Source organism: Nitrosomonas cryotolerans ATCC 49181 (assembly GCF_900143275.1).
Taxonomy (GTDB): Bacteria; Pseudomonadota; Gammaproteobacteria; order Burkholderiales; family Nitrosomonadaceae; genus Nitrosomonas; species Nitrosomonas cryotolerans.
On the sequence record NZ_FSRO01000001.1, the window covers coordinates 1,024,198 to 1,049,417 of the forward strand.

At 45.0% G+C, this 25,220-nt stretch carries 24 protein-coding genes; 13 read left to right on the forward strand and 11 right to left on the reverse strand.

The features are described from left to right. Window positions 1–221: 221 nt before the first annotated feature. The gene (locus BUQ89_RS04530) at window positions 222–812 is read right to left on the reverse strand and encodes a c-type cytochrome (protein ID WP_051537579.1); all 591 of its coding nucleotides are present in this window, start codon (window positions 810–812) and stop codon (window positions 222–224) included. A 323-nt stretch (window positions 813–1,135) separates the two neighbouring features. Beyond that, window positions 1,136–2,068 carry an HTH-type transcriptional regulator CysB gene (gene cysB / locus BUQ89_RS04535; RefSeq protein WP_028461400.1) on the reverse strand — a complete coding sequence of 311 codons (933 nt, stop codon included), beginning with the start codon at window positions 2,066–2,068 and terminating at the stop codon, window positions 1,136–1,138. 112 nt (window positions 2,069–2,180) lie between these two features. Here cysB and BUQ89_RS04540 point away from each other — a divergent pair, with 112 nt between their 5' ends. The 6 genes from BUQ89_RS04540 (at window position 2,181) to BUQ89_RS04565 (ending at window position 12,020) form a co-directional block, all read left to right on the forward strand. Then, a complete protein-coding gene (locus BUQ89_RS04540) occupies window positions 2,181–2,960 on the forward strand; it encodes a sulfite exporter TauE/SafE family protein (protein ID WP_028461401.1) in 780 nt (259 codons plus the stop codon). Between the two features lie 691 nt (window positions 2,961–3,651). After that, window positions 3,652–4,350 (forward strand): phosphoadenylyl-sulfate reductase, encoded by a 699-nt coding sequence (locus tag BUQ89_RS04545; RefSeq protein ID WP_028461402.1) that lies wholly within the window; start codon window positions 3,652–3,654, stop codon window positions 4,348–4,350. A gap of 92 nt (window positions 4,351–4,442) precedes the next feature. Next, a complete protein-coding gene (gene cysD / locus BUQ89_RS04550; RefSeq protein WP_028461403.1) occupies window positions 4,443–5,348 on the forward strand; it encodes a sulfate adenylyltransferase subunit CysD in 906 nt (301 codons plus the stop codon). A 133-nt stretch (window positions 5,349–5,481) separates the two neighbouring features. Beyond that, a complete protein-coding gene (cysN, locus tag BUQ89_RS04555; RefSeq protein ID WP_028461404.1) occupies window positions 5,482–6,765 on the forward strand; it encodes a sulfate adenylyltransferase subunit CysN in 1,284 nt (427 codons plus the stop codon). 229 nt (window positions 6,766–6,994) lie between these two features. Next, a complete protein-coding gene (locus BUQ89_RS04560; RefSeq protein WP_028461405.1) occupies window positions 6,995–10,555 on the forward strand; it encodes an FAD-dependent oxidoreductase in 3,561 nt (1,186 codons plus the stop codon). Between the two features lie 520 nt (window positions 10,556–11,075). Next, window positions 11,076–12,020, forward strand: coding sequence for a restriction endonuclease (locus tag BUQ89_RS04565; RefSeq protein WP_028461406.1), 945 nt, complete (start codon window positions 11,076–11,078; stop codon window positions 12,018–12,020). A gap of 818 nt (window positions 12,021–12,838) precedes the next feature. Here the strand turns inward: BUQ89_RS04565 and BUQ89_RS04570 are convergent. Then, the gene (locus BUQ89_RS04570; RefSeq protein WP_028461407.1) at window positions 12,839–13,279 is read right to left on the reverse strand and encodes a hypothetical protein; all 441 of its coding nucleotides are present in this window, start codon (window positions 13,277–13,279) and stop codon (window positions 12,839–12,841) included. Window positions 13,280–13,708: 429 nt separating this feature from the next. Continuing rightward, on the reverse strand, window positions 13,709–13,831 hold the full coding sequence (locus tag BUQ89_RS14545) for a hypothetical protein (RefSeq protein ID WP_425434853.1): 123 nt from the start codon (window positions 13,829–13,831) through the stop codon (window positions 13,709–13,711). A 107-nt stretch (window positions 13,832–13,938) separates the two neighbouring features. Between BUQ89_RS14545 and BUQ89_RS04580 the strand changes: the two genes are divergently transcribed. The 3 genes from BUQ89_RS04580 to BUQ89_RS04590 all read left to right on the forward strand — a co-directional run bounded on the left by BUQ89_RS04580 (window position 13,939) and on the right by BUQ89_RS04590 (window position 16,130). After that, window positions 13,939–14,400: a methyltransferase family protein gene (locus BUQ89_RS04580; RefSeq protein ID WP_028461409.1), complete on the forward strand. Its 462-nt coding sequence runs from the start codon at window positions 13,939–13,941 to the stop codon at window positions 14,398–14,400. Window positions 14,401–14,496: 96 nt separating this feature from the next. Further along, complete coding sequence (locus BUQ89_RS04585; protein WP_028461410.1) at window positions 14,497–15,168, forward strand: hypothetical protein; 672 nt, start codon at window positions 14,497–14,499, stop codon at window positions 15,166–15,168. Window positions 15,169–15,704: 536 nt separating this feature from the next. Beyond that, complete coding sequence (locus BUQ89_RS04590) at window positions 15,705–16,130, forward strand: hypothetical protein (RefSeq protein ID WP_028461411.1); 426 nt, start codon at window positions 15,705–15,707, stop codon at window positions 16,128–16,130. Between the two features lie 259 nt (window positions 16,131–16,389). On the opposite strand, the gene BUQ89_RS04600 is transcribed toward BUQ89_RS04590, so the two are convergent. Beyond that, window positions 16,390–16,773, reverse strand: a complete 384-nt coding sequence (locus BUQ89_RS04600) for a VOC family protein (RefSeq protein ID WP_028461413.1) — start codon at window positions 16,771–16,773, stop codon at window positions 16,390–16,392. A 429-nt stretch (window positions 16,774–17,202) separates the two neighbouring features. Here BUQ89_RS04600 and BUQ89_RS04605 point away from each other — a divergent pair, with 429 nt between their 5' ends. From BUQ89_RS04605 to BUQ89_RS04620, 4 genes are all read left to right on the forward strand, one after another. Next, window positions 17,203–17,628 carry an Hsp20/alpha crystallin family protein gene (locus BUQ89_RS04605; RefSeq protein ID WP_028461414.1) on the forward strand — a complete coding sequence of 142 codons (426 nt, stop codon included), beginning with the start codon at window positions 17,203–17,205 and terminating at the stop codon, window positions 17,626–17,628. A 117-nt stretch (window positions 17,629–17,745) separates the two neighbouring features. Beyond that, complete coding sequence (locus tag BUQ89_RS04610) at window positions 17,746–19,650, forward strand: ATP-binding cassette domain-containing protein (RefSeq protein ID WP_028461415.1); 1,905 nt, start codon at window positions 17,746–17,748, stop codon at window positions 19,648–19,650. A 130-nt stretch (window positions 19,651–19,780) separates the two neighbouring features. Beyond that, window positions 19,781–20,107 (forward strand): c-type cytochrome, encoded by a 327-nt coding sequence (locus BUQ89_RS04615; RefSeq protein WP_028461416.1) that lies wholly within the window; start codon window positions 19,781–19,783, stop codon window positions 20,105–20,107. A 27-nt stretch (window positions 20,108–20,134) separates the two neighbouring features. Then, window positions 20,135–20,467 (forward strand): c-type cytochrome, encoded by a 333-nt coding sequence (locus BUQ89_RS04620; protein ID WP_028461417.1) that lies wholly within the window; start codon window positions 20,135–20,137, stop codon window positions 20,465–20,467. A 94-nt stretch (window positions 20,468–20,561) separates the two neighbouring features. Here BUQ89_RS04620 and BUQ89_RS04625 read toward each other — a convergent pair whose 3' ends face one another. The 6 genes from BUQ89_RS04625 to aat all read right to left on the reverse strand — a co-directional run bounded on the left by BUQ89_RS04625 (window position 20,562) and on the right by aat (window position 25,204). Continuing rightward, a complete protein-coding gene (locus BUQ89_RS04625) occupies window positions 20,562–21,002 on the reverse strand; it encodes a DUF1841 family protein (protein WP_028461418.1) in 441 nt (146 codons plus the stop codon). A gap of 350 nt (window positions 21,003–21,352) precedes the next feature. Next, window positions 21,353–21,994 (reverse strand): endonuclease III, encoded by a 642-nt coding sequence (gene nth / locus BUQ89_RS04630; protein ID WP_028461419.1) that lies wholly within the window; start codon window positions 21,992–21,994, stop codon window positions 21,353–21,355. Next, window positions 21,994–22,659, reverse strand: a complete 666-nt coding sequence (rsxB, locus tag BUQ89_RS04635) for an electron transport complex subunit RsxB (RefSeq protein ID WP_028461420.1) — start codon at window positions 22,657–22,659, stop codon at window positions 21,994–21,996. The genes nth and rsxB overlap by 1 nt, the downstream gene beginning before the upstream one ends. A gap of 20 nt (window positions 22,660–22,679) precedes the next feature. After that, entirely contained in the window at window positions 22,680–23,711 is a 1,032-nt protein-coding gene (locus tag BUQ89_RS04640) for a quinone-dependent dihydroorotate dehydrogenase (protein ID WP_028461421.1), read from the reverse strand. Between the two features lie 73 nt (window positions 23,712–23,784). After that, window positions 23,785–24,522: an arginyltransferase gene (locus tag BUQ89_RS04645; protein ID WP_028461422.1), complete on the reverse strand. Its 738-nt coding sequence runs from the start codon at window positions 24,520–24,522 to the stop codon at window positions 23,785–23,787. Continuing rightward, window positions 24,506–25,204, reverse strand: coding sequence for a leucyl/phenylalanyl-tRNA--protein transferase (aat, locus tag BUQ89_RS04650; RefSeq protein ID WP_028461423.1), 699 nt, complete (start codon window positions 25,202–25,204; stop codon window positions 24,506–24,508). Before aat ends, BUQ89_RS04645 begins: the two co-directional genes overlap by 17 nt. Window positions 25,205–25,220 lie beyond the last annotated feature (16 nt).

The window sequence follows — 25,220 nt, forward strand, 5'->3', positions numbered from 1 at the left end:
TTGGTACATAAAGCGAGGCCTTTACAAAACTTCAATAATTGAAAAATTAATCTTTTATAATCAATAGTCAAAAACTTCTGGCGAGGGCTTTTGCAAAAGTCTCAAAGCAATCAACGCAATGCTAAGAATCAGACAGGTTGTGGGACTGAATGACTATGCGCAGCCCTTAATAACCGGCTATTTAAATTCAACCTGGCGACAGTGAGCAAAATATATCGCTTCTAATGATGATGATCGCCATTGCCGTGATGATCGCCATTGCCGTGATGATGACCATTATTTTCATTGTGCTGATCGGTATTGGAATTAACAAGTAACTGATATTGCTCAGCTGTCATGCCGTGCATTGCTAAAACAAAAGCAGTCATGGCCCAGATATCATCATCCTGATGACTCAACCCCCAGGCAGGCATTCCCGTCATTTTCAAGCCATTCTTAATAACCCAGAAGTAAGCCTTGGCGCGTTCTGGTATTGCTTCCTGATTGGTTATTTGTTCTCGTAAATGGAACACTGGTGCCTGCGGATAAAGGCCCAATGCGAGTTCGGTGGGTTCCTGGCCTGGTTGTGAATGACAGCCAGCACACATATCAAGATAGTGTTCGGCTCCTCTGGGAATCAGGGCAGGATCGTCCAATGATGGGACTACCACCTTTTCTGCGTGTGCCTTAATTGAACTATCACGTACCCATTCGATTATGTCTTCTGTGATAGCCCAGTGTTTATCAGTTGCAGCCATATTATAGGCACCCGAATTCAGCACAGTGATGCCAATGACCAAAAATACTAATAATGTCACGATTATTAATTTCATTTTATACCCCATTATCATGTGAATAATTCAAAATAATGTTGTAGCAAATTCATAGTCACAATATCATATTGTTTTGCGCCTCGGAATCAATTTTAGTTTAAGGAATAGAAATTCTTGATAGCGTGATCAATTAGAATATGCCATCAAATTGGCGAAGGTTAGACAAAGATATCATGCTCTTAGTGTTCTGATCCGGTTGAATTGAAATGGAAATGGTACCTAAAGCATTTTTTAAACATGATATAAACTGACTCATCCGTGATTTCGTTTTAAGGTTCTTGTGCACCGAGTGAGCATGATAATGAGGTAATAGATTGATCTTGCTAGATTGTTGGGTCGTTTTTTATTGCATCTTTAACTGCGTCTTGGTTAAGATGAGGTGCAAACATCTCTATAAAATCAAAGGTATATCCGCGAAGATAACTGTTCCGGCTGATGCCGATACGTGTGGTGCTGGGTTCGAATAAGTGGCTTGCATCGATAGATCTCAATTGTTTATCACGCGCGGAATCAAAGGCCATTTTGGCCAGGATACCCACCCCGAGTCCTAATTCCACATAGGTTTTTATAACGTCTGCATCTATCGCAGTAAGCACCACGTTAGGTGTGAGCCCCTTAGCTTCAAATGCCTGATTTACTTTTGAGCGACCCGTGAAGGCATGATCGTAAGTAATGATGGGATATAAACTGATGGCCTCAAGCGTCAACTCTTTTAATTTGAGTAATGGATGTCTGGCAGGCGCGATTACACAACGATTCCATTGATAGCATGGCAGCATGACCAGCTCATGAAAGAGCTCAATGCCTTCAGTTGCAATGGCAATATCTGCTTCGCCTGAAGTGACCAGTGCGGATATCTGGGTTGGGCTGCCTTGACGCAGGATTAGCTTTACCTTTGGATAGCGTGCTGTAAAACGCTGGATAACGGGCGGTAACGCGTATCGCGCCTGTGTATGCGTGGTGGCAATAGTCAGCGTGCCATTCGCCTCATGAATAAACTCCTGCCCCACCTTTTTAAGGTTTTCCGCGTCACGGAGTATTCTCTCAGCAATTTTAATAATCATCTGTCCGGGCTGTGTGATCTGAACGATACGCTTACCGTTGCGTATAAAAATATCGACTCCCAGCTCATCTTCAAGTTGATGGATCTGTTTGCTGACCCCGGGTTGTGATGTGTGGAGTTTCTTGGCCGCCTTGGATAAGTTGAGACCCTGATAAGCAATTTCACATAAAAAACGGAGTTGCTGTAGTTTCATGATATCCACCTAATAACTTTTAATTATAATAATCTAACATAATATTATTTTGTATTATATATCAGAATTGCTAATATGCTCACTTCCAAGAATAAGGCAAACAGGAAAACATATGGAATGGGGGTACACCCTGTCAGGCCTGCTGGTTGGATTTATAGTAGGTGTTACCGGGGTAGGCGGGGGATCTCTGATGACACCATTATTGATCATGTTATTTGGTATCCCGCCAGCGACAGCAGTAGGGACAGATTTACTCTACGCCGCTTTAACTAAAGCCGGTGGTGCATGGGTGCATGGCCGCCGCGGCACCGTACATTGGAAGCTGGTTGGACGATTGGCAATGGGGAGTTTACCGGCCGCATTGATTACCATACTCAGCTTAAATGCATTGAGTGTTGATGCTCAGGTGTTTTCCGGCCTGATCACCAGTACTTTGGGTGTGGCGTTGATTTTCACTGCATTAGCGTTATTGTTCCGTCAGCAATTGACGCGTATCGGACGATCACACCTGGGATTTTTGATAGAATGGCGTGATCGCCATTTGATGTTCGCAACGCTGATGACCGGTGCGATACTGGGTATCCTGGTGACGATTTCATCAGTGGGTGCCGGCGCATTGGGTATGGTTGTGTTGTTTATGCTATATCCACGCCTGCCTGCTGTAACCCTGGTTGGCAGTGATATCGCTCACGCTGTGCCACTGACCCTGCTGGCAGGCTTGGGCCATGTTTTTATGGGTACGGTAGATTTTGGCTTGCTGGGTAGTTTGTTGTTGGGATCTCTGCCGGGAATATATTTAGGCAGTCATATCGGTGGGCGAATTCCGGACCAGGTGCTGAGACCAATTTTAGCCACTATTCTTATCCTTATCGGTATTAAGCTCATTACCTGATCATGAGATGACGGACCCAGTGAAATGCGATAGTTTGTGTAAGATGCATGGCAGTGTCATGCCGGTTGTTTATATAATAAGCCGACCGGATAAAAAATGGCAGCCTGTGTTTACTATCCGAATTTCTTGTTGATACGATCCCGCTGCGTTTCACATGCAAACGTGAAAGGTAGACCCAAATAAATGACCATGGGACAATGGCTGTCATGGTTATATCAATTTCGGTATGCACATGCTGTGCTGAGGGCAGACTGTATTGCTTGTTGCCCTGATAATAACTGATACTGGATATTGTGTTTGTTTTATACGATTGGAACCAATAATATATCAGGTAATCAGATCTTGTGAATTTCTAGAAAACAATAACCCGGTATGGTCAAGCAGGCGTGTTTTATTACGGGTTTGCAAGCGGATAAAACTAATTATTCTGAGGCAGGTTCGTCCGTTGAAAAATAATGAGTCCAGCTTTGATTGCTTATTAAATTGCAGGCATTACCAGGCATGATCGTTGGGCTGTTTATTTAGGTGAGTCGATGTATTTTGATGCGGTTGCCACGCATCCTGATCAAGCAGGAGAAGGGGTGTTAAAGAGACTGACCGGCTTTCTGAGATTGTCCCGATTATAGTGGATAAAGATAGCCTTTATTTCATCATGTAAAATAGTAAGGGAATTTGAACGATAATTTAGCTAATGAGTGAATTACAACCAAAAATCGACGAAGTGGTTACCCTTCTGACAGATGTCGTGAACACTGACAGCCCTGTAGCTTTTGCTAATAGCATGGGAGCAGAGGACATGGTGCTGACGGATATTATTGATCGATATAAACTCGAAATAGAGATGTTTAGTCTCGATACAGGCCGTCTACCACAAGAGACTTATGATTTGATGCAAATAGTGCGTGAGCGGTATAGTGTACCGTTACATATTTATTTCCCGAATGATAAGAAAATTGAAGAATATGTCGCACAACACGGCGTGAATGGTTTTTATGAGAGCGTAGATTTGCGTAAGGGTTGTTGTTATATACGCAAAGTAGAGCCGTTGCGCCGTGCTCTAGCGGGTAAACGTGCCTGGATTACGGGTATACGTCGTGAACAAGCGACAACGCGGCGTGACCTGAGTCTCTCAGAATATGATCTGAGCAGTCAAATGAAAAAGCTGAATCCATTGCTTGAATGGTCTCATGCAGCGGTATGGGCGTATCTTAAACAGTATGACGTGCCCTATAACAAGCTGCATGACCGTTTTTATCCAAGTATAGGTTGTGCACCTTGTACCCGTGCGGTTACTCCAGGTGAAGATATTCGTTCTGGTCGTTGGTGGTGGGAAACGCCTGAGAACAAGGAATGCGGCTTGCATGTAGGTAAGATTACCCCACCAAAATAGGTTGGAGCAGTTATTAATTCGATTCTGAGCATTGAATCCGTTTAGTGACTCCTCTGTCGGTTATTTGTATTTTTAAAAGTTGAGAGAAAAGAATGAGCAACCATCCCTTCACCCATCTAGATATGCTGGAAAGTGAAGCCATTCATATTATGCGAGAGGTGGCAGCGGAATGTGCCAATCCAGTTCTGTTGTTTTCTGGTGGTAAGGATTCAGTTGTGCTGCTGCGGCTAGCTGAAAAAGCTTTTCGACCAGGCCGCTTTCCATTTCCACTGATGCACATTGATACGGAGCATAATTTCCCTGAGGTGATTGAGTTTCGTGATCGTCGCGCTAAACAGCTGGGTGAACGCCTGATTGTGCGTAGTATGGAAGAATCAATTAAACAAGGTAGAGTGGTATTGCGCTCAGAAAATCAAAGTCGCAATGCATTTCAATCCGTAACGCTGCTAGATGCGATTGCTGAATTCGGTTTTGACGCTTGTATCGGTGGCGCACGCCGTGATGAAGAGAAAGCGCGTGCAAAAGAACGTATTTTTTCTTTTCGTGATGAATTTGGTCAATGGGATCCAAAGAATCAGCGCCCGGAACTCTGGGATATTTATAATACGCGCACCCATCCGGGAGAAAATATTCGTGTCTTTCCCATTAGTAACTGGACCGAGCTGGATGTCTGGGAATATATTGCCCGCGAAAAGCTCGAGGTGCCTCATATCTACTTCGCGCATCTGCGAGCAGTAATTCGACGTGGCGCGAGTCTGTTGCCGGTGTGTCATTTGGTGGAACCCGAGGAAGGCGAACGTGTAGAAGAAACCATGGTGCGTTTTCGTACAGTGGGCGATATGAGTTGTACTTGTCCAGTAGAGTCGACAGCGACCAATATCGAAGAAATTATTGCTGAAACCGCCATGACCCGTATTACTGAACGTGGCGCAACGCGTATGGATGATCAAACATCGGATGCTTCCATGGAATTACGCAAGAAGGAAGGTTATTTCTAGCATCATCATGCTTGTCAAGACAACACTGATTGAAAAAAACACCGTATTCAGTCAGTTCAGCTACTTTCTTTGTTTATCCGGTAAGCTTGTTTTTATATTTTTGCGGTGATACGAATTTCCAAAAGGTTTTTAAATGTCGGCAATTGAAAATATTTCGTTAGATCAAACTGAGCTGTTGCGTTTTATTACCGCGGGTAGCGTAGATGATGGTAAGAGCACTTTAATTGGGCGTTTGCTGCATGACTCAAAATCTATTTTCGAGGATCAATTAAGCTCTATCACGAATACGACACGTAAGCGTGGCATGGAAGGTGTGGACTTATCCCTGCTCACAGATGGGTTACAAGCAGAGCGCGAGCAAGGAATTACGATTGATGTGGCTTATCGTTATTTTGCTACACCTAAGCGTAAATTTATTATTGCGGATACGCCCGGTCATGAACAATATACACGCAATATGGTCACGGGCGCTTCAACGGCGAATCTGGCGATTATCTTAATTGATGCGCGTAGAGGTGTCTTAACCCAGTCGCGTCGTCATGCTTACCTGGCCAGCCTGGTGGGTATTCCACATTTGGTTGTAGCAGTCAATAAGATGGATCTGGTCGACTATTCTCAAGAGGTATTCGATCGCATCTGTAAGGATTTTGCTGCTTTTGCGGAGAGACTCAATCTGCACAATATCGAATACATCCCCATGTCAGCATTGCACGGGGATATGGTAGTCGAACGGGGTGACAAACTTTCATGGTATAGCAACAGAACATTGCTGGACTTACTGGAAAATATTTCCATTAATCACGATATTAACCTGGATGATTTTCGCTTCCCGGTACAGTGGGTATGTCGACCACAGACCAAAGAGTTACATGACTTTCGAGGTTACATGGGGCGTATTGAATCCGGCTCGATACGAACCGGCGATGCTGTAACCATACTGCCATCTGGCCTGACATCACGCATTAAGGAAATTGTAACGTATGAGGGTTTTATTGATCATGCGGTTGCGCCACGATCAGTCACCTTGACGACAGAAGATCATCTGGATATTTCTCGAGGAGATCTCGTGGCAAAGACAGATAAGCTGCCGCGGGTTACCAAAGAATTTGATGCGATGCTGTGCTGGCTCTCAGATCAGCCGCTGGATCTCAAGCGTAAGTATCTAATTAAACATACGACGCGGATGGCTAAAGCCGTCATTAATCGAATTGATTATCGGGTTGATGTCAATACGCTGGATCAGGAGGTAGTCGATACACTCAAAATGAACGACATTGCCCGGGTAGGATTTAAGGTGCAGCAGCCGCTCATGTGTGATGACTATGCACATAATCACGCTACCGGTAGCTTTATCATGATTGATGAAGCCAGCAATAATACGGTTGCTGCGGGCATGATTTCGCTAGCGGAAGCGTAAGGCTGAATGATTAATCATGCGCCTGGTGCGCCCTTAGCTGAATGGCGAATCTGAGATGCGGGTATGCCGCCTTGTTTGCCTGTGAATCTGGTGCCGAATATTACACTCGTCCAATGAATGCGATCGTGCCGTCGCGTATCAATCAGGACTGCTGAGAGTCGATTCAGAATAAAACGGCCTCATTTCTAATAATCTGCCTGTTGGATTTATAAAATATTATTTATTGATTATGACAAATTTGGACTTAACGTCTTGCTCGACGCCAGAAACTGAAACAGCTTCACTGATTCTTAAGTTTGGTTTGACTATTGCTGATCTGTATTGCCGTGATGGTTTGGTGAAGCTTGATCAGGCATTTCTCGATTTTCTTGAAGAGGGTAATGCGGCTTTATATACCCAATTGTGTCATGCACGCGCCCATCCAGATAGCTTGCAGGGTAAAGATGAGTCTGCGCTATTGATTGAAGTGGCGCCCTGGCTGGAAGATTTTGTTGCCAGGCTATTTGATATTGAAGCTGAAGTTCGGGCGCTGGCCGCAAGACACCATGAGTTGGCGCCGCTTTATTTCTGTAAACGACAATTTGTACAGCGTCGAGCAAAGAGCAAGGTCAGCGAGGCCGCTTTACTGGAAATAGATGGTATTGCATTAGAGCAGGCACTGGTAGATGAATTTGGTGTACCTTTTTCCGAGTTGGTTTTTGCCACCAAAGTTACTGAGTGGCTGGAAAATGAGGCCGAGAATGAGGCGCGTTTGCAGATGGCACTGCATTATGCGGCCTGGGCATTAAGAACTGAGGCGGGCCAGCAACATAGCCAGGACGGAATTTTATTCAAGATTCCGGCCAAGCTGGATTTTCAGCATTTATTATCATTGGATACGGATCATTCGGCAGGATATCCTGTTCATCGGCTTGGACATCTGCGGCAGCGTGAGGGTTTTACACTGACCGATCCGGGAACGGATTTGGCAGGTGCGCTGGATGAGGCAAATTATTGTATCTGGTGTCATGAGCAAGGAAAGGACTCCTGTTCAAAAGGGCTATTGGAGAAATCAAAGTCACCGGATATCCCGCCTGTGTTCAAGAAAAGCGAATTGGGTGCGCTGCTTGCCGGTTGCCCGCTAGAGGAACGCATATCCGAATTCCACAAGCTGAAATCGGAAGGCGTGGCTGTTGGCAGTCTGGCGATGATTGTACTGGATAACCCCATGTGTGCCGGGACCGGTCATCGTATCTGCAATGACTGCATGAAGTCGTGTATCTATCAAAAGCAAGAGCCTGTGGATATTCCCCAGGCGGAAACACGCACGCTCAAGGATGTATTGGCATTACCCTGGGGTTTTGAAATTTACAGCTTACTGACCCGCTGGAACCCGCTGAATTTACACCGACCTGTACCGAAACCGGCAACGGGCCGCAAGGTACTCGTTGTCGGGATGGGGCCAGCAGGATACACGCTGGCACATCATTTAATGAATGAAGGCCATACGGTGGTTGGAGTCGATGGGTTAAAAATTGAACCATTGGCAGCGGATATGACGGGTGTAAATCAGCTGGGCGAACGTGTGCCATTTAAGGCCATTCGAGATGCAAGTGGGCTGGAAGAGAAGCTGGATGAGCGGATTCCAAATGGTTTTGGTGGCGTGGCTGAATACGGCATCACGGTGCGATGGAATAAAAATTTTCTTAAGCTGATCCGATTATTGCTGGAACGACGCCCGGAATTCGCGCTTTTTGGAGGCGTCCGGTTTGGCGGCACACTGGCCGTGGATGATGCTTTTGCTATGGGATTTGATCACATCGCTCTGGCGGCGGGGGCAGGCCGTCCCACTGTTTTGCATTTGCCCAATGGGTTGGCTCGCGGCGTACGCGCGGCATCCGATTTTCTGATGGCACTGCAATTAACGGGAGCAGCGCAGCGTGATTCTATTGCCAATATGCAGTTACGCTTACCGGTGGTTGTCATCGGCGGTGGTTTGACAGCGATTGATACAGCAACCGAAGCATTGGCTTACTATCCGGGGCAGGTAGATAAATTTCTTCAGCGTTATGAAATGTTGGCGGCAGTCCAGGGTGAGGCCACGATTCGGAATGTATGGAATGCAGAGGAACAGGAAATCGCGGACGAGTTTCTCAGTCATGCACGCGCCATTCGTGCTGAGCGCAGAGCGGCCGAACAGGAAGCGCGCGTACCCCGCATACTGGCATTGCTGCAATCCTGGGGAGGGGCCACCATTGCTTATCGGAAGCGATTGGTCGACAGCCCTTCTTATACGCTCAATCACGAAGAAGTAGAAAAAGCCCTGGAAGAAGGCATCTGGTTTGCAGAGGGTCTAACGCCAACGCAGGTGCATATCGATCAGTGGGAACACGTCAGATCGGTGCAGTTTGCGGTACAAAAATTAGATGAAACAGGGCAATGGCAGAAAACAGGTGAAACTGAATTGCGTGCGCGGGCATTACTCGTTGCCGCCGGTACGCAGCCAAACACCGTGCTTGCAAGAGAAGATGCCGTCACATTTCAACTGAATGGCCGTTATTTTGCGGCTTGTGATGAAGAAGGCAACCTGGTTGACCCGCCACACGGAAATCCGAAGCCAGAGACAGCAATGGTGTTGCTGAGTCGTTACAAAAATGGCCAGGATGGACGTTTTATCAGCTTCTTTGGTGACCTGCATCCCTCTTATTCGGGTAATGTGGTTAAAGCCATGTCCAGCGCCAAGCAAGGCTATCCAGTGGTCAGCCGGGTACTGGGTTGCGTGGCACCGGCCTCCGATCTGTCCACTGCGCAGTTTTTTACAGACATGAATCAGCAATTGCGCCCCACTGTACAAAAGGTGGAAAGGCTGGCACCCAATATTATTGAAGTAATCGTGCATGCGCCGATGGCAGCAGCGCGTTTCCGTCCGGGCCAGTTTTATCGTTTTCAGAATTACGCCACTCTTGCGACGATGGCCAGTGGAACCAGGCTGGCGATGGAAGGCATTGCGCTCACGGGCGCGTCAGTTGATATTTCTCGTGGATTAATATCGTTGATCGCTTTGGAAATGGGTGGGTCTGCTGATTTATGTACCATGCTGTCACCCGGTGATCCGGTCGTGCTGATGGGACCAACGGGTACGCCTACCGAGATTTTGGCGGGTGAAACGGTGATACTGGTTGGCGGTGGCTTAGGTAATGCGGTGTTGTTTTCTATTGGCGCAGCTGCCCGTGCGGCGGGATCAAAAGTATTGTATTTTGCCGGCTATAAAAAACGGATTGACCGTTATAAAATGGCTGAAATTGAAGCTGCAGCCGATACGGTGGTGTGGTGCTGTGATGAATCTCCGGGCTTTGAGCCGACCCGGCCTGGCGATAAGCGTTTCGTAGGTAATATTGTGGAAGCCATGATTGCTTATGGCAGTGGCGCATTGGGTACCCAGTCTATTTTGTTATCAGAAGCGGATCGTATTATCGCGATTGGCTCTGATCGCATGATGGCGGCCGTTGGTGCCGCCCGTCACAGCCAGCTGAAATCGTACCTGAAAGCAGACCACTTTGCCATTGGCTCGATTAACTCTCCCATGCAATGCATGATGAAAGAAATCTGCGCACAATGCCTGCAACCACATCAAGATCCGAAAACGGGAGAGGTGACCTATGTGTTCTCCTGTTTTAATCAGGATCAACCGCTGGATCAGGTTGATTTCTCTGGTCTATCGTCCCGTTTGCGTCAGAACAGTGTGCAGGAAAAACTAACGAGTCGCTGGATCAGTCATTGCTTGAAGAATATGAATCACACTCGGCCATAACCAATCGTGTTGAACAAATCAAAATGGATTAAATAGCCCTGTTCTTCCGTTAATTGTTAGTGTTTTACGGACACAGGGTGAGCCCTTTGCAAAACCCCAATAGTTGAAAAATTAATCCTTTATAATCAATAGTAAAAAACTGCTTACGAGGACTTTTGCAAAGATCTCGATACGGACAAGCAAATTCATGAAACCTTTGGTTTGATGTAACAGTAGATAAAAGATTTTGAGCACATAGAGCTCGCGTCTTGTATTAAAAGACCGCTGCATAACTGTGTTTTTGAGCTTTTTTGATTACTTGCAGCATTGATAAATCAAACACTTAGAAATCTTATCCAGCCCGAGATAACCAGTTATGCAGCGGTCTTATTAATGTAAGCAATAACTGAAAATATAGAGAAGGAACGGCATGAATGTTGTATCGCAAGACCTGATACTTTTTGCTCTTTTTCATTGGGGCGCTTCGCCACGATGCGGCTCCACATCCCTTTGCAAAACGTTATAAGTCAGAGGATACTTTGTGACAATTCCCAAGCATGATGAAATTCGAATCCCGGCATTGTCATTACTCTCTGAACGCGGTCAACTAAAACTGAGTGAATTCGAAGCCCCTCTAGCGGAGTGCTTCGGTTTGTCTCAGGATGAAGTCCACGAGGAGTATGAGTCTGGTAACGGAAAAATTTTCTACGACAGGATAAGTTGGGCACTAAGCTATATGAATATGGCGGGTCTTCTGAATAAACCCAAACGTGGTATTTATAAGATCAGCCCTCTCGGTATTGAAAAGTTAGCTAGCCCCGAAAATCTTAATAATTTCATTGCTGCTGAAGTTGCTAAAAAACAGAAGAATAAACCAGCAAAAATTATTACGCAGCTAATAATAAACGACGAAAGCTTAACCCCCCAAGAAGAACTGTACGCTTCCGCAAAGAAAATTCGGGAATCACGGTATCAGGAGATAATCGACACTATTCTGAGCAAAACACCACGCGAGTTCGAAAAATTGGTGGTTTCTTTGTTACAAAAAATGGGGTATGGCGGTGAAATAAAGCATTCCGGTGTTGTTGCATCTTACACAAATGATCGTGGAATTGACGGAACCATCAAAGAAGATGTACTTGGCTTGGGTCGAATTCATATTCAGGCCAAGCGATATTCACAGCTAAATAGTGTCGGTAGAGAGGAAATTCAGAAATTCGTGGGCGCTCTAGCGGTTGCAAAATCAAATAAAGGTGTATTTATTACTACGTCATCATTTTCTCAAGGTGCTGTGACCTACGCAGAAAGCTTGAATGGCGCAACCACCTTAATACTTATTGATGGCCAACAACTAGCTGAATATATTTATGATTATGGAGTGGGACTTCAAATTGAACAAACTATCGAAATAAAAAAACTTGATAGTGAGTTTTGGGATTCAATGGAAAATAATCAGGTTAAATCTGACATATACCAAGGCAGTTAACTACGCGCCTTTGGTGCCGGACGTTCGTAACTCGCGCCAGTTATTGCGGCGTTAAAATTGAATTTTGCACTATCTCACAGTCAGCTATGGATCGGTTTCGTTCAACTGACTAAAATACTCGGGAATTTTTCTCAAGAATGACCTGACTCGGCCAAGACCGGCCAGTCGCTACTTTCAATAAACCTCTGGAATCTGGTTAAAATATTACACAGCTAATACTGTCATAATCTTTCTTGAGTACCAAGAACCTTCAACCAGTTATGGATAACCAAAATTCCTAAAATAATTGAATTTGCGCGGCATCATTGATTTTTTATTGAAATATTAAAGTTCCAAAATAAGAGAATTTATTAATTCTATTAAACCGAAAATATAGCCGAGCTATAGTGAAATCTGGTGTATCGAGGATCAAGCGGCTACCTGTTTTTAATCTCCATTTTGTTTAATGCCGTTAACGAATTTAATGCCGGAAATGATATCTGCTAACAATTTGTAGCCTCTTAATCGAAACCATTTTTTCTATGCCGTTTCCATAAGTTTGCACATAAGGGTCGCGTCTTGCATTAATTTAAGAAACAGTTAAGACCGCTGCATAACTGGTTATCTCGGGCTGGCAAGGTTTTTAAGTGTTTGATTTATCAATGCTGCAAGTAATCAGAAAAGCTCAAAAACATAGTTATGCAGAGGTCTTCAGTTAGAAGTATAGAGAGGGAGCTGCACGGATATTGTATTGCAAGACCTGACAATTTTTTCGTGTTCACGAGTCCTGGTTCGAGCGGCAATTAATAAGGGCGTTGTGCATATACGCAGTACCCTTATTACTCCGCTTTCTCTTTTAGTTGTTTTCCCTCGTTCTCCAATATTTTCCTTTCGTTTTCTAGTGCAGCAAAGGCTTTTTTAAGCTTTTCTTTATTAATGGAGTCCAAGTCGCCATCTAAACGTTCTTGAAGGTCAATTTTCTTTTGATCCCAATCATCTTTTCTTTCTTCCCAACTATCAATCTCCCTAAGTAACTCACCATCATCTTCTTTGAGTCTGCTTAAGACATTACTAATGTTATCTAGCGCCCCATCATACTTACCATCTCCATATTTTTGATATTCCGATTTTAAAAGACCGGCACCAGCGCCCACAACTTCAGCACCTTTACTGAAAATTTCTTGTGCTTGCTCCTTTTCCTCTGCAGTACCAAAAATATAGTTGTAGCCTAAAAGACCAATAACCAAAAAAAATGTGGTTGTGATAATAAATCGAATCATTGTAATTACACGCTATATAATGTTTTTTAATAATTCTGTATTAGTTTTTGTAAATTCCAACAAAGCTACGTCATTCATATCAGGATTCCTTGCCTTGATCTGGTCCAACCAGCCTCGGCCAACGGTCCTGTATCCAGGAATATTCAGGTGGTGTACTGAGAGTTATAGTCAAACCTGATGTATGGAAGATCAAGCGGCTACTTGTTTTTGATCTCCATTTTGTTTAATGCCGTTAACGAATTTAACGCTAAAAACGACACCGGCTAACAATTTGCAGCCTCTCAATCGAAACCATTTTTTCTGCGCCGTTTCCATAAGCTTGAATGTCATAGCCAGCGTCGTTGTTCGACTTCCACCGTTTTTTGTTTTAGCTGTTCTCAGCCTAACGGTTGCAAAAACTGATTCAATCGGACTGATGATTCTGATATGTTACCAGTTTTCTGCGGGATAATCGTAGAAAGCCAGCATTTTACGCGCGCCTTCTCGAAGTAGTTCCTGCAACAGATCATTTTTCTCTGGTTTGTTCAGTTTAAAAATATTACTATCTGTCATGCGGCGTTTTCCTTTTTATTGGTTGATCTGCCCAGATCTTTATCAACGGGTTACACCGCTTTTTCCTCTGCTGTCATGCACTAGAAATGATCATATCTCGAAATTCCGTGAAAGTGCTCGAACTTAAGATTCCACCGATTGTTTTGGTGGCAATTGTTGCTGCATGTATGTGGGCCGTATCGCGCATCTGGCCGAGTCTAAGTTTCACTATTCTCGGTGCAACCTGGCTGTCGTCTGGGATCGCGGTTGTCGGCGTTTGCATTATTCTTCTTGGAATCCTGGAATTCATATCCGTCGGGACAACAATGGACCCACGCGTGCCAGATCGTTCGACCAGCCTGGTAGTGCGTGGAATTTATCGACATAGCCGGAACCCGATGTACGTGGGTTTTTTGTTGGTTTTATGCGCGTGGGGACTCTACCTGAGCAGTGCCCTTTCTTTGCTGTTTCTCCCTGTGTTCATTGCATATATGAACCGTTTCCAAATTATTCCAGAGGAGCGCTATATGCGGGATAAATTTGCCGAAGAATACACCAAGTACACATCTGAGGTTCGCCGGTGGGTTTGAGGGGGCAACTAATCGCTGCGGGTGACTCATTTTTACCATGAAAAAAATAGGTAGTGGATCAAACATGCCTGAGTTCAAGCGTTAGGTATCAAAATAATGTACACGGAAGAGCAAATAGAAAAACTGCATCTAAAAAGTAGAAAACTTTACGCGAAGTGTTTTGATCTTCAGGAAAAACTCGTTACTATGTCTGAGAAAATGCCTCCTGAAGCTAGGGAGCACGCGGTATATGGTATTGCACGAAGACTTGTAATGTTAAGAGAGTGTATGAAGTTCTTTTTTGAAAATATTCCGCCTGAAATAAATAAAGAGGCAAATTCAGTCGTGTTGGCACAAGGCAATGCTAATCTTCATGCTTTTTTAATTAATTGCTCCGGTATTAACGATAATATAGCTTGGTTTCTGGCCTATCACCATGCATTAGAGCAGAAAATGGATCTAGAAAAAAATAAACACGATATAGGTTTATTCAATAAGGAATTCGAGAAATACTTACCTGAAAACGTAGCAAATAAAGTAGGGAGATTTACGGATTGGTATGCTGGTTTAACTCGTTATCGCCATCCTATAGCGCACAGAATACCCCCTTATGTTATTCCATATGTTGAATCTAAAGATATAGGGAAAATCGTTTATACACCCTGCTATATTCACGCTTTTGATAAGAGCTATCCAGTACCATTACACGCTCAGTTCGTATGTGATTTGGGCGCCGTGGTGGAGTTGGTTGAGGCTCTAAGTATTGATATTGAGGCTTCGTATGCCTAATAAAAGGTTTAGCAACGCTCGTTTCTCGCTGACGAGCTAACGCGTGCTCGTGTAATAGCTCAAAGAGGGGAACGCGAACTCTCGTTCCGGTGGAGAGCCACTCAGAGATTGCCGATTCCGTAAATCAAGTCGGGATATTACCCCGTCGTTGCAATGCGTTGTTATGCTCGTGCCCGCTCGTCACTTTATAACGAGATTTTCCGGTTTGATAACGACGGTTCTCGTTGTATCTATAGGGCATTGGCTTCTCTTTCGGCGTAATTTATCAGCATGATGCCTGGCAGGCTGTCTTCCCGTATTAAGCTCGATTTATTTAATAATGTCATCCTGCATCCTGGGTAATTTTTCCATACCGATTCTCTGTTTTGTGCCACAATTTTACAAAATGCCGGATGATATAAAAATCAGCATACACCACGATTAAGGGAGAAACAGAAATCGCATTTAGAGCGGAGACGGCCATTCATTTCAAGGATCAAACGGTTCTTTTAAAGCCATTTTTTAACCACAGATTAGAAATATCGAGTAAATAACACATGGAAAAATCGAAAGTCTTTAGAGTATTTCTGATTATTGAACAGGCTTTCTGGATATTTGCCAGTCTGATTACAATCGTGGGTGCTTTCAGTATGTTAGTGAAGGGAGGTATGTTGATTTATACTGACTTTTCTTTATTGAAAGGCGTGCTGAAGACCGAATTCTTTTACGCGATTATTTGTTTCGAATTAACTCAGATGGCGCGTATCCGATTGATGCGCGAATCGCACCGGATGGTACTCTATCATTTTGTTTTTATGGCTACTTTGACATTTGGTCGTGAGATATTCCTAATTCATAATCTGGATATCTGGATTGCGCTTGGCTTTGCCTTAATGGTGGTGAGTTATATGATTTTTTACGCCTGGTCACATAATCGACCCTTATGGAAAAAGGATGCGGAAGAAGGTGAGATCAGAGGATAAGCATATGGGTGAGTAAGCTGTATTTACGCTACAGGGACCACAGCGGAACCACAGCGTCGTGCTGAATTCGGCGATATCATGTGGCATAGCTTACTGCCTGCAATCGCAGCTTTCAGCCTGTTTTCCGGTAGATTGCGATTATTGATTCCGGTTTTCTACAGTGGCGTACTTACATTGTGCAAATCATCAGGTATAAAAGAAACCCCGATATGGATCGGCGGGGTTTCTGGTGTCTTTGAATTCAGTCTTGCGCGGGTGATCAGGTTGGCTTGAAACAGTAGACTGCTAATTTGTTGCCGTCGATATCGCGGGTATAGGCAGCGTAGGCATTGGGTGCCCAGTTACGCGGACCCGGTGCGCCTTCATCGGGGCATCCGGCAGCTAAAGCTGCTGCATGAAACGCATCGACAGCCGCTCGGCTGGGGGCCTCAAAGCTGATGGTAATGCCGTTACCGACGCTGGCTGGCTGGCCGTTTGCCGGCTTCAGTACAAAAAAGGCCGGCGTATCTATTCCCCAGATTGAACCACGGTCACCCAGATCGCTGATCCGCTTTATATTTAGCTCGGCTAAAACAAGATCATAGAAAATACGGGCTTGATCCAGATCGTTAGTGCCGACAGTGACATGCGTAAAGATACTCATTGTGTATTTCTCCAGATTTTGATCAATACTCGCTTATTGCGTACAGATCGCTATACTATAGCAGCATTGATTGTGTATTTGTGTTGCTTAAATCGATTCGTTTTTCAGGGTAACGCGTGTCATGGCTTGGGACAGCTGATCTTATAGTTTTCAAATAGATTGTTCTGGATCAGTTGAAAAAGAAACAAGCGTACCCATATGGATGACTGAGATCTTGTTTTGTTGTTGTAGGTTTCCTCTTTAAGGTGCCGGGACTCTGGTTCAGGTGTTGAATAAGAGGCGTAGAAAGTATGAGATCGGTATTTGATGCAGTGTGATGTGAGCATGATCGTTTGAATAGCGGAGCAGTAATGAATTGAATAGGTAGAGAGTCATGAACGAATGCTTACGCGTTTATTTTTATGTATTTTCAATCTGTGAGGAGGAATTATGGCTATAACTCGTTATGAACCCTGGGGATTGCTGAGTCAATTACAAAAGGAACTGGATCGCAGCGCAGTCGAAGGCTCAACAGCGACTGCTGAGTGGGCACCTGCTGTTGATATCAGGGAGGACCCGAATAGGTTTGTATTACACGCGGATATTCCCGGTGTTAAGCCTGAAGAGATCGATGTGAGCATGGAAGAAGGTGTGTTGACGATTAAGGGTGAGAAGAAAACCGAAGCAAAAACAGAGAAGGAAAACTATAAGCGGGTTGAACGAACCTATGGTTCTTTTTATCGACGATTCAGCTTACCGGATACGGCCAATTCAGATGCCATATCTGCGGTATGCAAACAGGGGGTATTAGAAATTATCATTCCTAAAAGAGAATCGGTTCAACCCAAGAAAATTAATGTGACTTCAGTAGATTAATGGTAGATTAATGAAATGGAGCCGGTCGGCTCCATTTTTCATACGGAGGCGCTTTCCAAGGCTTGAAAAGCATGACAGAATTGCGCCCTTCTTGAATAAGCGAAATAACTTTCCCCTATGCCTCTCATTACAATAGAAAAGGCCTGCCTTGCGTTTGGTCATCACGCATTACTGGATCACGTTAATTTACAGCTTGATCCCGGCGAGCGAGTGGGTCTGATTGGAAGAAATGGGGGGGGCAAGTCTAGCCTTTTGCGTGTGCTGGCAGGTGAAATCAAACCGGATGATGGTCAGTTATGGTATGCGCCTGGCCTGAAACTGGCGTATGTGTCACAGGAGCCGGTTCTGGAACCTGCTAATACCGTATTCCAGGAAGTATCAAATGGGTTAGGCAGTATTAGCCGGGTATTGCTGGATTATCATGCGGTTTCTCATGCTTTAAGCGAAGGGGAGAGCGATACGGAAGCTTTGCTTGCGCGTTTACAGGATTTGCAGGTTGAACTGGAAGCGCAAGATGGCTGGAGTATTCAGGCCAGAGTAGAAGCCATTATTGATAAGCTGAATTTGCCGACCGATGCGTTGCTTGGACAGCTTTCAGGTGGTTTAAAGAAACGGGTTGCATTGGCGCGTGCCCTGGTCATGTCACCCGATGTATTGCTACTGGATGAGCCAACCAATCATCTGGATTTTTCTTCGATCGAATGGCTGGAAAGCTTACTCAAGGATTTTTCCGGCAGTGTGTTGTTGATTACGCATGATCGTCGTTTTCTTGATAATGTAGCCACACGGATTATTGAATTGGATCGCGGTCATTTGGAGACTTTTACAGGTAATTTTACCAGTTACCAACGTAAGAAAGCAGAGATGCTGGAGATTGAGGCGATTCATAACCAGAAATTTGATAAGGTGCTGGCCCAGGAGGAAGTCTGGATACGCAAGGGGATACAGGCGCGACGGACACGTAATGAAGGCAGGGTGCGGCAGCTTGAGCGGCTGCGTTTGGAGCGTGCTGCCCGCCGTGAGCGTACCGGTACTGCAAATATCAGCGTTGATAGGGGTGAACGATCCGGAAAGCTGGTGGCTGAATTAGATCAGGTGAGTAAACACTTTGGCGATAAAACGGTCATCCAGGATTTCTCATGCCGCATTATGCGTGGTGACCGGGTTGGTTTGTTAGGTCCCAATGGCGCAGGAAAATCTACTTTATTGAAATTAATACTGGGTGAGTTGCAGCCTGATTCCGGCGAAGTGCGACAGGGAACTAAACTATCGGTCGCTTATTTTGATCAAATGCGGGAACAATTGAACGATGACATGACCTTGACCGAGACGATCAGTCAGGGATCTGATTTTATAGAGATCAACGGCGTAAAGAAACATGTCATTAGTTACCTGGAGGATTTTCTGTTTCCACCGCAGCGCGCTCGGTCGCCTGTAAAATCACTATCGGGCGGTGAGCGTAATCGTCTACTATTGGCGCGATTATTTACACGTCCCGCGAATGTATTGGTGTTAGATGAGCCTACTAATGATCTGGATATCGAGACACTGGAACTACTAGAAGCTTTATTGCAAGACTATTCGGGTACATTGTTTCTGGTTAGTCACGATCGTGAGTTTCTTGATAACGTGGTGACGCAGGTCATTGCATTTGAGGGTGATGGTCTGCTGCGTGAATATATTGGTGGTTATGAGGATTGGGCACGTGTGCAGCGTTTTGCGAAAGAGACGCCTCAGCAGAAGCTGGCATCAGCTCGACCGGCCGCGCTAAAAACCAAAGCAACAAAAGATGCCGCTCGTACTGCAAAGCTGAGTTATCATGAAACCCGTGAATTGGAAGCATTACCTGCAATGATTGAAGCTTTAGAGCGGGAGCAGGCAAATATTACGCTGCAGCTGGGCGACTCAGATATCTATCGTGACGATCCGGATAAAGCCAGGACATTACAGGCACGATATTCTGGTATTGAAAAAGAGTTGATGAGTTGTCTTGCAAGGTGGGATGAACTGGAGAAAAAATAGGTGGTGTTGATGTCCGATGAAGAAAATGGGTGATGGTAATTTCCCTATAAACAACATGGACATACTTTCACTATTCATTGACCAAATAAGGCGCATCGTTTAAAGTCTTATATTTTAGGGGAGGATTGTAATGAAACAAAAAGCAATTATGAATTTATTGCTTGCTACGAGCATGTTTATGGTATTTTCTGGCCTGGCTCAGGCAGCAGGTGATGCCGCTGCTGTAAAAGATAAAGTTTCCATGTGTATTGGTTGTCATGAGATAGAAGGCTATCGCACCGCTTATCCTGTGTTGTATCATGTTCCGAAAATAGGTGGACAGCATGAGGCTTATCTGCTTAAGGCGCTGGGAGATTACAAGAGTGGTGCTCGCAATCATCCGAGCATGAGCGCGATAGCCGCAACGCTTTCCGAGCAGGATCTTGAAGATTTTGCTGCTTATTACGCCGGAAAATAATTAAGTCATTTACGCAAGGAATAAGTTATGAAGAATTTTGTAATTGCCGCAGTGAGCGGCATGGTTCTGATGCTTGCCGGGCAAGCAGTAGCTGCTGATATAGAGGCAGGTAAGAAAAAGGCAGCAGAAGTCTGCGCTTCGTGTCATGGCATTGATGGTAATAGTCCTGCTCCGAATTTCCCGAAGATTGGCGGACAGCACAGAAGTTATCTGGCCAAGGCATTAAAAGATTATAAGACCGGGGGACGCTCTGATCCAATCATGGTTGGTATGACAGCTGCCTTGAGCGCAGAAGATATTGAAAACCTCGCATTTTACTATTCTAAACAGTCCAGCGGATTGTTCAGCGGATCAAAATAAAGATAAAAAACACAGATAAAAGCGTTTGCTTGTTTATTTTATCGATCTGAATAAAGGCGGGGTATAACATTGGTTCTGTTATGCTCCGTTTTTATTATCGGCTGGTTTTGCTGATCTGCCTGTCGAGACATTCGAAGTAAATCGCAGCATCAGGCGTGGATTGATTACGCTGCGCTTGCCAGATCATTTCTGCCAGGCACTCCATGGTTTGGTGTGTCGCATCATGCTCATTACCTGTTTTCTTTAGTAGGGACTCGAATCGCTGGCAGATACCGATGGGCTGATCTATGGACAGTTGTTCTTTAATGGCGACGTGCATGCTCATGTGTAAAAAAGGATTGGTGTCACCCATTTCCGGTAGATAATCCTTGTCGCGGTAATGATCGGCATTATCCAGAATGTCATGGTACTCCGGGTGCAGTAATATTACTTCAAGGGCGATATTTTCCAGACCGGAAAGAATCTCCCGCTGGCGGTATCGATGCCAGGCATCGAAGAATAATTGACGTGCTTGCTCTCTGGATGGTTTAAACATGGTTTGGATTTTAACATACTGAGTGAAAATCCTCTCCGCTCTCCGTTCAGGGGGAGGATGAATAGTGCGGCCGCCGCAGGCATCCTTATGACCGGCCAATCTGGCATTTGTTGTTGTGTGTCGAATGTAGGTACGCAGAAAATGCAGACCTCAACGCGGCCATCAATATTCTAAGGGCAGGACATGCCCAGCTCGCTTGTCAAGTGAACGATGCAGTTATGTCGTCAGCAACAGGAACCCACCGAAGCTATCTACCTTATTCCGGGTAGAGGCAGCAGAAATCCCCTGTCTTTAGGCGGGAGAGGATGTCAATGAAGGAATGTGAGTTGAGGCCATAATGGTTTGTACAGTCAAGGTACGTCGGTTGTTTTTTCTTTAAATTCACATAGCGAATTAATATTACATATGGGGCATTTTGGTTTTCTTGCCTGGCATATGTAACGTCCGTGCAGAATGAGCCAGTGATGTGCGTTATGCCGAAATTCCTTGGGTACGACTTTGAGTAGTTTTAATTCGACTGTCTGTACATTTTTTCCAGGCGCAATTCCCGTGCGATTTGCTACCCGGAAGATATGGGTATCTACTGCAATAGTCGGCTCGCCAAAGGCGGTATTCAATACGACGTTCGCTGTTTTGCGTCCGACTCCTGGCAATGCTTCCAGCTGTTCACGGGTACGCGGCACCTCGCTGTTATGATGTTCAACAAGCTGCTGGCAGGTCGCCATAATATTTTTTGCTTTGGTTTTGTATAAACCGATACTTTTGATGGCATCGAGCAATCCGGCTTCGCCCAGCGCCCATATTTTTTCCGGTGTATTTGCTTGGGAGAAAAGTTTTCTGGTTGCTAGATTGACGCCTTTGTCCGTAGCCTGCGCAGACAATATGACGGCTATCAATAATTCGAATGATGACTGATATTCAAGTTCGGTTGTGGGGTGAGGGTTGGTCGCTTGCAGGCGGGAAAAAATTTCACGACGTTTCGCTGCGTTCATCAGATTTCCGTTTTCTTATCGGCCGCCTGAGCCCGTGCGGCCGTAGCCCGTTTTATTGCTGCCTGGATAATCGCTTGCTTGCGGTCATCAGTCAGGGATGCGGCATGTGGTTTCGTTATATGCATTTTTTTTGTGAATCTTTCTTGATGTTCCTGTTCTTTCCGTGCCAGTCTTTCCAGTCTGAATTGATAGCGTGTGCGGGCGATATCTGCGGCATTATTTTTCGGGGTATATCCTGTCTGATTAACTGGTTTCTCATCTGGAATCATGCGAATACAATCTACCGGGCAAGGCGCAAGGCATAATTCACAACCGGTGCATTCTGCAGCAATCACCGTGTGCATTTGTTTGGCTGCGCCAACGATGGCATCGACAGGGCAGGATTGGATACAAAATGTACAGCCGATGCACAGGTTCTCATCAATTACCGCCACTGACTTAGGCTTGGGTATGCCATGAATGATATTAAGTGGCTTTGCTTCTATGCCTAATAGGTCTGCTAATTGCTGAATACCTGCCACGTCGCCTGGCGGACATTGGTTGATATCGGCGCGGCCTTCTGTAATTGCGATCGCATAGGGTTTGCACCCTGGGAAACCACATTGGCCACATTGTGTTTGCGGCAAAATGGCATCAATTTTTTCTATGAGTTCATTTTTAATCATAGGATGATATTGAGTAGTGATCAGGTGTCTGGACTCTGTTCGCTGGTGCAGATTTTTTGCGCTATTGCTTTGATCAGATCGGGACCATGGTAAATCAGGCCGGTATAAATCTGCACTAAACTGGCCCCTGCTTTTATTTTTTCTTCGGCATCGTTTGCTGACAAGATACCGCCCACGCCAATGATGGGTACGGCGCCCTGTAAAATCAGTTGTAACTGATGAATAACTGCGGTGGCGCGTTGTGTCAGAGGCGCGCCGCTTAATCCACCCGTTTCCCTTGACGATGGAAATTGCGTCACACCGGTTCGAGAGAGGGTTGTGTTAGTCGCAATGATACTATCAATCCGATGTTTCATTAGCAAGCGGGCAATCGACTCAATTTGTGATGATTCCAGATCAGGTGCAATTTTTACTGCCAAGGGCGTGTAGTAGCCATGTTTGTCTGCCAGTCTTGTTTGTTCTGATTTTAAGACATGTAGCAGATGATCAAGCTCCGCCGTATTCTGTAGTTGTCGCAGGTTTTGTGTGTTGGGCGAAGAGATGTTGACCGTAATATAACTGGCCAGGGAATATACCTTACGCAGGCAAGTCAGATAATCTGTGGCGGCGTTTTCTATTGGCGTATCAAAATTCTTGCCAATATTGATGCCCAGTATACCTTGATAATCTGAGCGTCTGATATTTTCTATCATTGCGTCCACACCCTGATTATTAAAACCCATACGGTTGATTACTGCCTGTGCCTGTGGCAAGCGAAAAATACGGGGCTTCGGATTACCCGGCTGTGGACGCGGCGTTACAGTGCCTATCTCAATAAAGCCAAAACCGAGTAAGGCCAATACATCGAGATATTCGCCATTTTTATCAAGCCCGGCTGCCAATCCAATAGGATTGGGAAAGTCCAGATTCATCACCCTGCGGGACGGACAGATAACCGGGTGATCGGGAAGTAGCCTCAATTTTCTCGCTTTCTCAAGCAGGCTGAATGTAACGCAATGTGCCGTTTCGGGTGAGAGTGTGAAGAGTAGTGGTCGAAGCAGGGTGTAGCGCATCAGATTGGTTTTACTTTAGAGGAGGTGTTCATTGATGACGGATATGGCGCAGGTGATTGGTTAACATGATTTCTTATAAAAAAGGCAAGTTGCTAAACGGTTGCCATTGTCCATTAAACAGTACCTCTAATGGTTGAAAATTAACTTTATAGCTCATTTTTTGATTCTTCTTGATCCAGTAACCAAGGTAAAGATAGGTTAAGCCAAGTTTGCGGCACTGTTCTATTTGCCACAATATGTTGTAAGTGCCAAAACTTGTGTTAGCTAGATCCGGATCGAAGAAAGTATAAACTGATGACAATCCGTCAGGTAGCAGATCAATAATACTGACCATGCGTAACTGCTTATATTCGTAGAATTCAATTAATTTGGAATCGACATTACTTTGTAGTAGAAAATTACAGTATTGTTCATGATCCTGATAATCCATGTCGCTGCCATCATGTCGTTTCGCCTGATAACGCTGATAGAGTGCGAAGTGATGTGCCTGGTAATGTAATTCACAGTGTTTTGCGATCAGATGCTGGTGTCGTTTTAAGGCGCGGCGTTGTGTCCGATTAGGCGTAAATTGATTGATGAGTATACGTATCGGCAAACAGGCCTGGCACTGATCACAGCAAGGACGATAAGTATAGTTACCACTGCGGCGAAAACCGGTTTGTATCAGCTTTGCATAGATACTTGCGTCAATTAAATGATCGGGTGTTGCTACTTGAGAACGCGCTGATTTCTCAGGCAGATAGCTACAGGGGTAAGATTGAGTCGTATGAAATTTTAGCACAGGCAATAAAGAGTTATCGAATTGGTTCATAATCAAAATACCACTTTTCAGGTTGTTTAGGATAGGCGGTTAATTCACATAGCCTTTGACTAAATTCAGCTCTGGGAATTTCACGTGCACCTAAAGAAGCCAGGTGAGCGGTTTTGAGCTGGCAATCAATCAGACCAAAATGCCAACGTTCCAGTTGCATAACCAGATGTGCAAATGCGATTTTGGAAGCGTCCGGTACGCAGGAAAACATGGATTCTCCAAAAAATACTTTTCCTAACGCAACGCCATACAGCCCGCCTACCAATTCTTCATTTACCCAAGTCTCAACCGAATGAGCGAGTCCCATCTCATGCAGTGTCATGTAAGCTGAAATCATTTCGGGATGTATCCATGTTCCGGGCTGACCCTTACGAGGTGCTGCACAGGATTGAATGACCTGGCTAAAATGACTGTCTGTACGAACTACGTAATGGCCTTTCTTCAACGTCCTATTGAGTGAACGTGAAATTTTCAATTCACTAGGGAACAAGACCATACGCGGATCCGGGCTCCACCATAGAATCGGTTCTCCTTCATTGAACCAGGGGAAAATACCCTGGCGATAGGCTGTGAGTAAACGGTGTGGCGAAAGATCGCCACCCATGGCAAGCAGTCCATTTGGTTTGCTCAGTGCCATTTCTACTCTGGGAAATGCGGTGTGTGATGCGAGCAGAGGAATCATAATGTTTATGAAAACA

What these genes read in the sequence shown, in the direction of transcription:
- aat (WP_028461423.1), bottom strand. Translation starts at nt 25,204, where the DNA reads ATGATTCCTCTGCTCGCATCACACACCGCATTTCCCAGAGTAGAAATG.
- BUQ89_RS04590 (WP_028461411.1), top strand. Translation starts at nt 15,705, where the DNA reads ATGGAAAAATCGAAAGTCTTTAGAGTATTTCTGATTATTGAACAGGCT.
- cysD (WP_028461403.1), top strand. Translation starts at nt 4,443, where the DNA reads ATGAGCAACCATCCCTTCACCCATCTAGATATGCTGGAAAGTGAAGCC.
- BUQ89_RS04570 (WP_028461407.1), bottom strand. Translation starts at nt 13,279, where the DNA reads ATGATTCGATTTATTATCACAACCACATTTTTTTTGGTTATTGGTCTT.
- BUQ89_RS04615 (WP_028461416.1), top strand. Translation starts at nt 19,781, where the DNA reads ATGAAACAAAAAGCAATTATGAATTTATTGCTTGCTACGAGCATGTTT.
- BUQ89_RS04625 (WP_028461418.1), bottom strand. Translation starts at nt 21,002, where the DNA reads ATGTTTAAACCATCCAGAGAGCAAGCACGTCAATTATTCTTCGATGCC.
- BUQ89_RS14545 (WP_425434853.1), bottom strand. Translation starts at nt 13,831, where the DNA reads ATGACAGATAGTAATATTTTTAAACTGAACAAACCAGAGAAAAATGAT.
- BUQ89_RS04605 (WP_028461414.1), top strand. Translation starts at nt 17,203, where the DNA reads ATGGCTATAACTCGTTATGAACCCTGGGGATTGCTGAGTCAATTACAA.
- BUQ89_RS04545 (WP_028461402.1), top strand. Translation starts at nt 3,652, where the DNA reads ATGAGTGAATTACAACCAAAAATCGACGAAGTGGTTACCCTTCTGACA.
- BUQ89_RS04600 (WP_028461413.1), bottom strand. Translation starts at nt 16,773, where the DNA reads ATGAGTATCTTTACGCATGTCACTGTCGGCACTAACGATCTGGATCAA.
- BUQ89_RS04540 (WP_028461401.1), top strand. Translation starts at nt 2,181, where the DNA reads ATGGAATGGGGGTACACCCTGTCAGGCCTGCTGGTTGGATTTATAGTA.
- BUQ89_RS04620 (WP_028461417.1), top strand. Translation starts at nt 20,135, where the DNA reads ATGAAGAATTTTGTAATTGCCGCAGTGAGCGGCATGGTTCTGATGCTT.
- BUQ89_RS04610 (WP_028461415.1), top strand. Translation starts at nt 17,746, where the DNA reads ATGCCTCTCATTACAATAGAAAAGGCCTGCCTTGCGTTTGGTCATCAC.
- rsxB (WP_028461420.1), bottom strand. Translation starts at nt 22,659, where the DNA reads ATGATTAAAAATGAACTCATAGAAAAAATTGATGCCATTTTGCCGCAA.
- BUQ89_RS04640 (WP_028461421.1), bottom strand. Translation starts at nt 23,711, where the DNA reads ATGCGCTACACCCTGCTTCGACCACTACTCTTCACACTCTCACCCGAA.
- BUQ89_RS04645 (WP_028461422.1), bottom strand. Translation starts at nt 24,522, where the DNA reads ATGAACCAATTCGATAACTCTTTATTGCCTGTGCTAAAATTTCATACG.
- cysN (WP_028461404.1), top strand. Translation starts at nt 5,482, where the DNA reads ATGTCGGCAATTGAAAATATTTCGTTAGATCAAACTGAGCTGTTGCGT.
- BUQ89_RS04560 (WP_028461405.1), top strand. Translation starts at nt 6,995, where the DNA reads ATGACAAATTTGGACTTAACGTCTTGCTCGACGCCAGAAACTGAAACA.
- BUQ89_RS04530 (WP_051537579.1), bottom strand. Translation starts at nt 812, where the DNA reads ATGAAATTAATAATCGTGACATTATTAGTATTTTTGGTCATTGGCATC.
- BUQ89_RS04585 (WP_028461410.1), top strand. Translation starts at nt 14,497, where the DNA reads ATGTACACGGAAGAGCAAATAGAAAAACTGCATCTAAAAAGTAGAAAA.
- nth (WP_028461419.1), bottom strand. Translation starts at nt 21,994, where the DNA reads ATGAACGCAGCGAAACGTCGTGAAATTTTTTCCCGCCTGCAAGCGACC.
- cysB (WP_028461400.1), bottom strand. Translation starts at nt 2,068, where the DNA reads ATGAAACTACAGCAACTCCGTTTTTTATGTGAAATTGCTTATCAGGGT.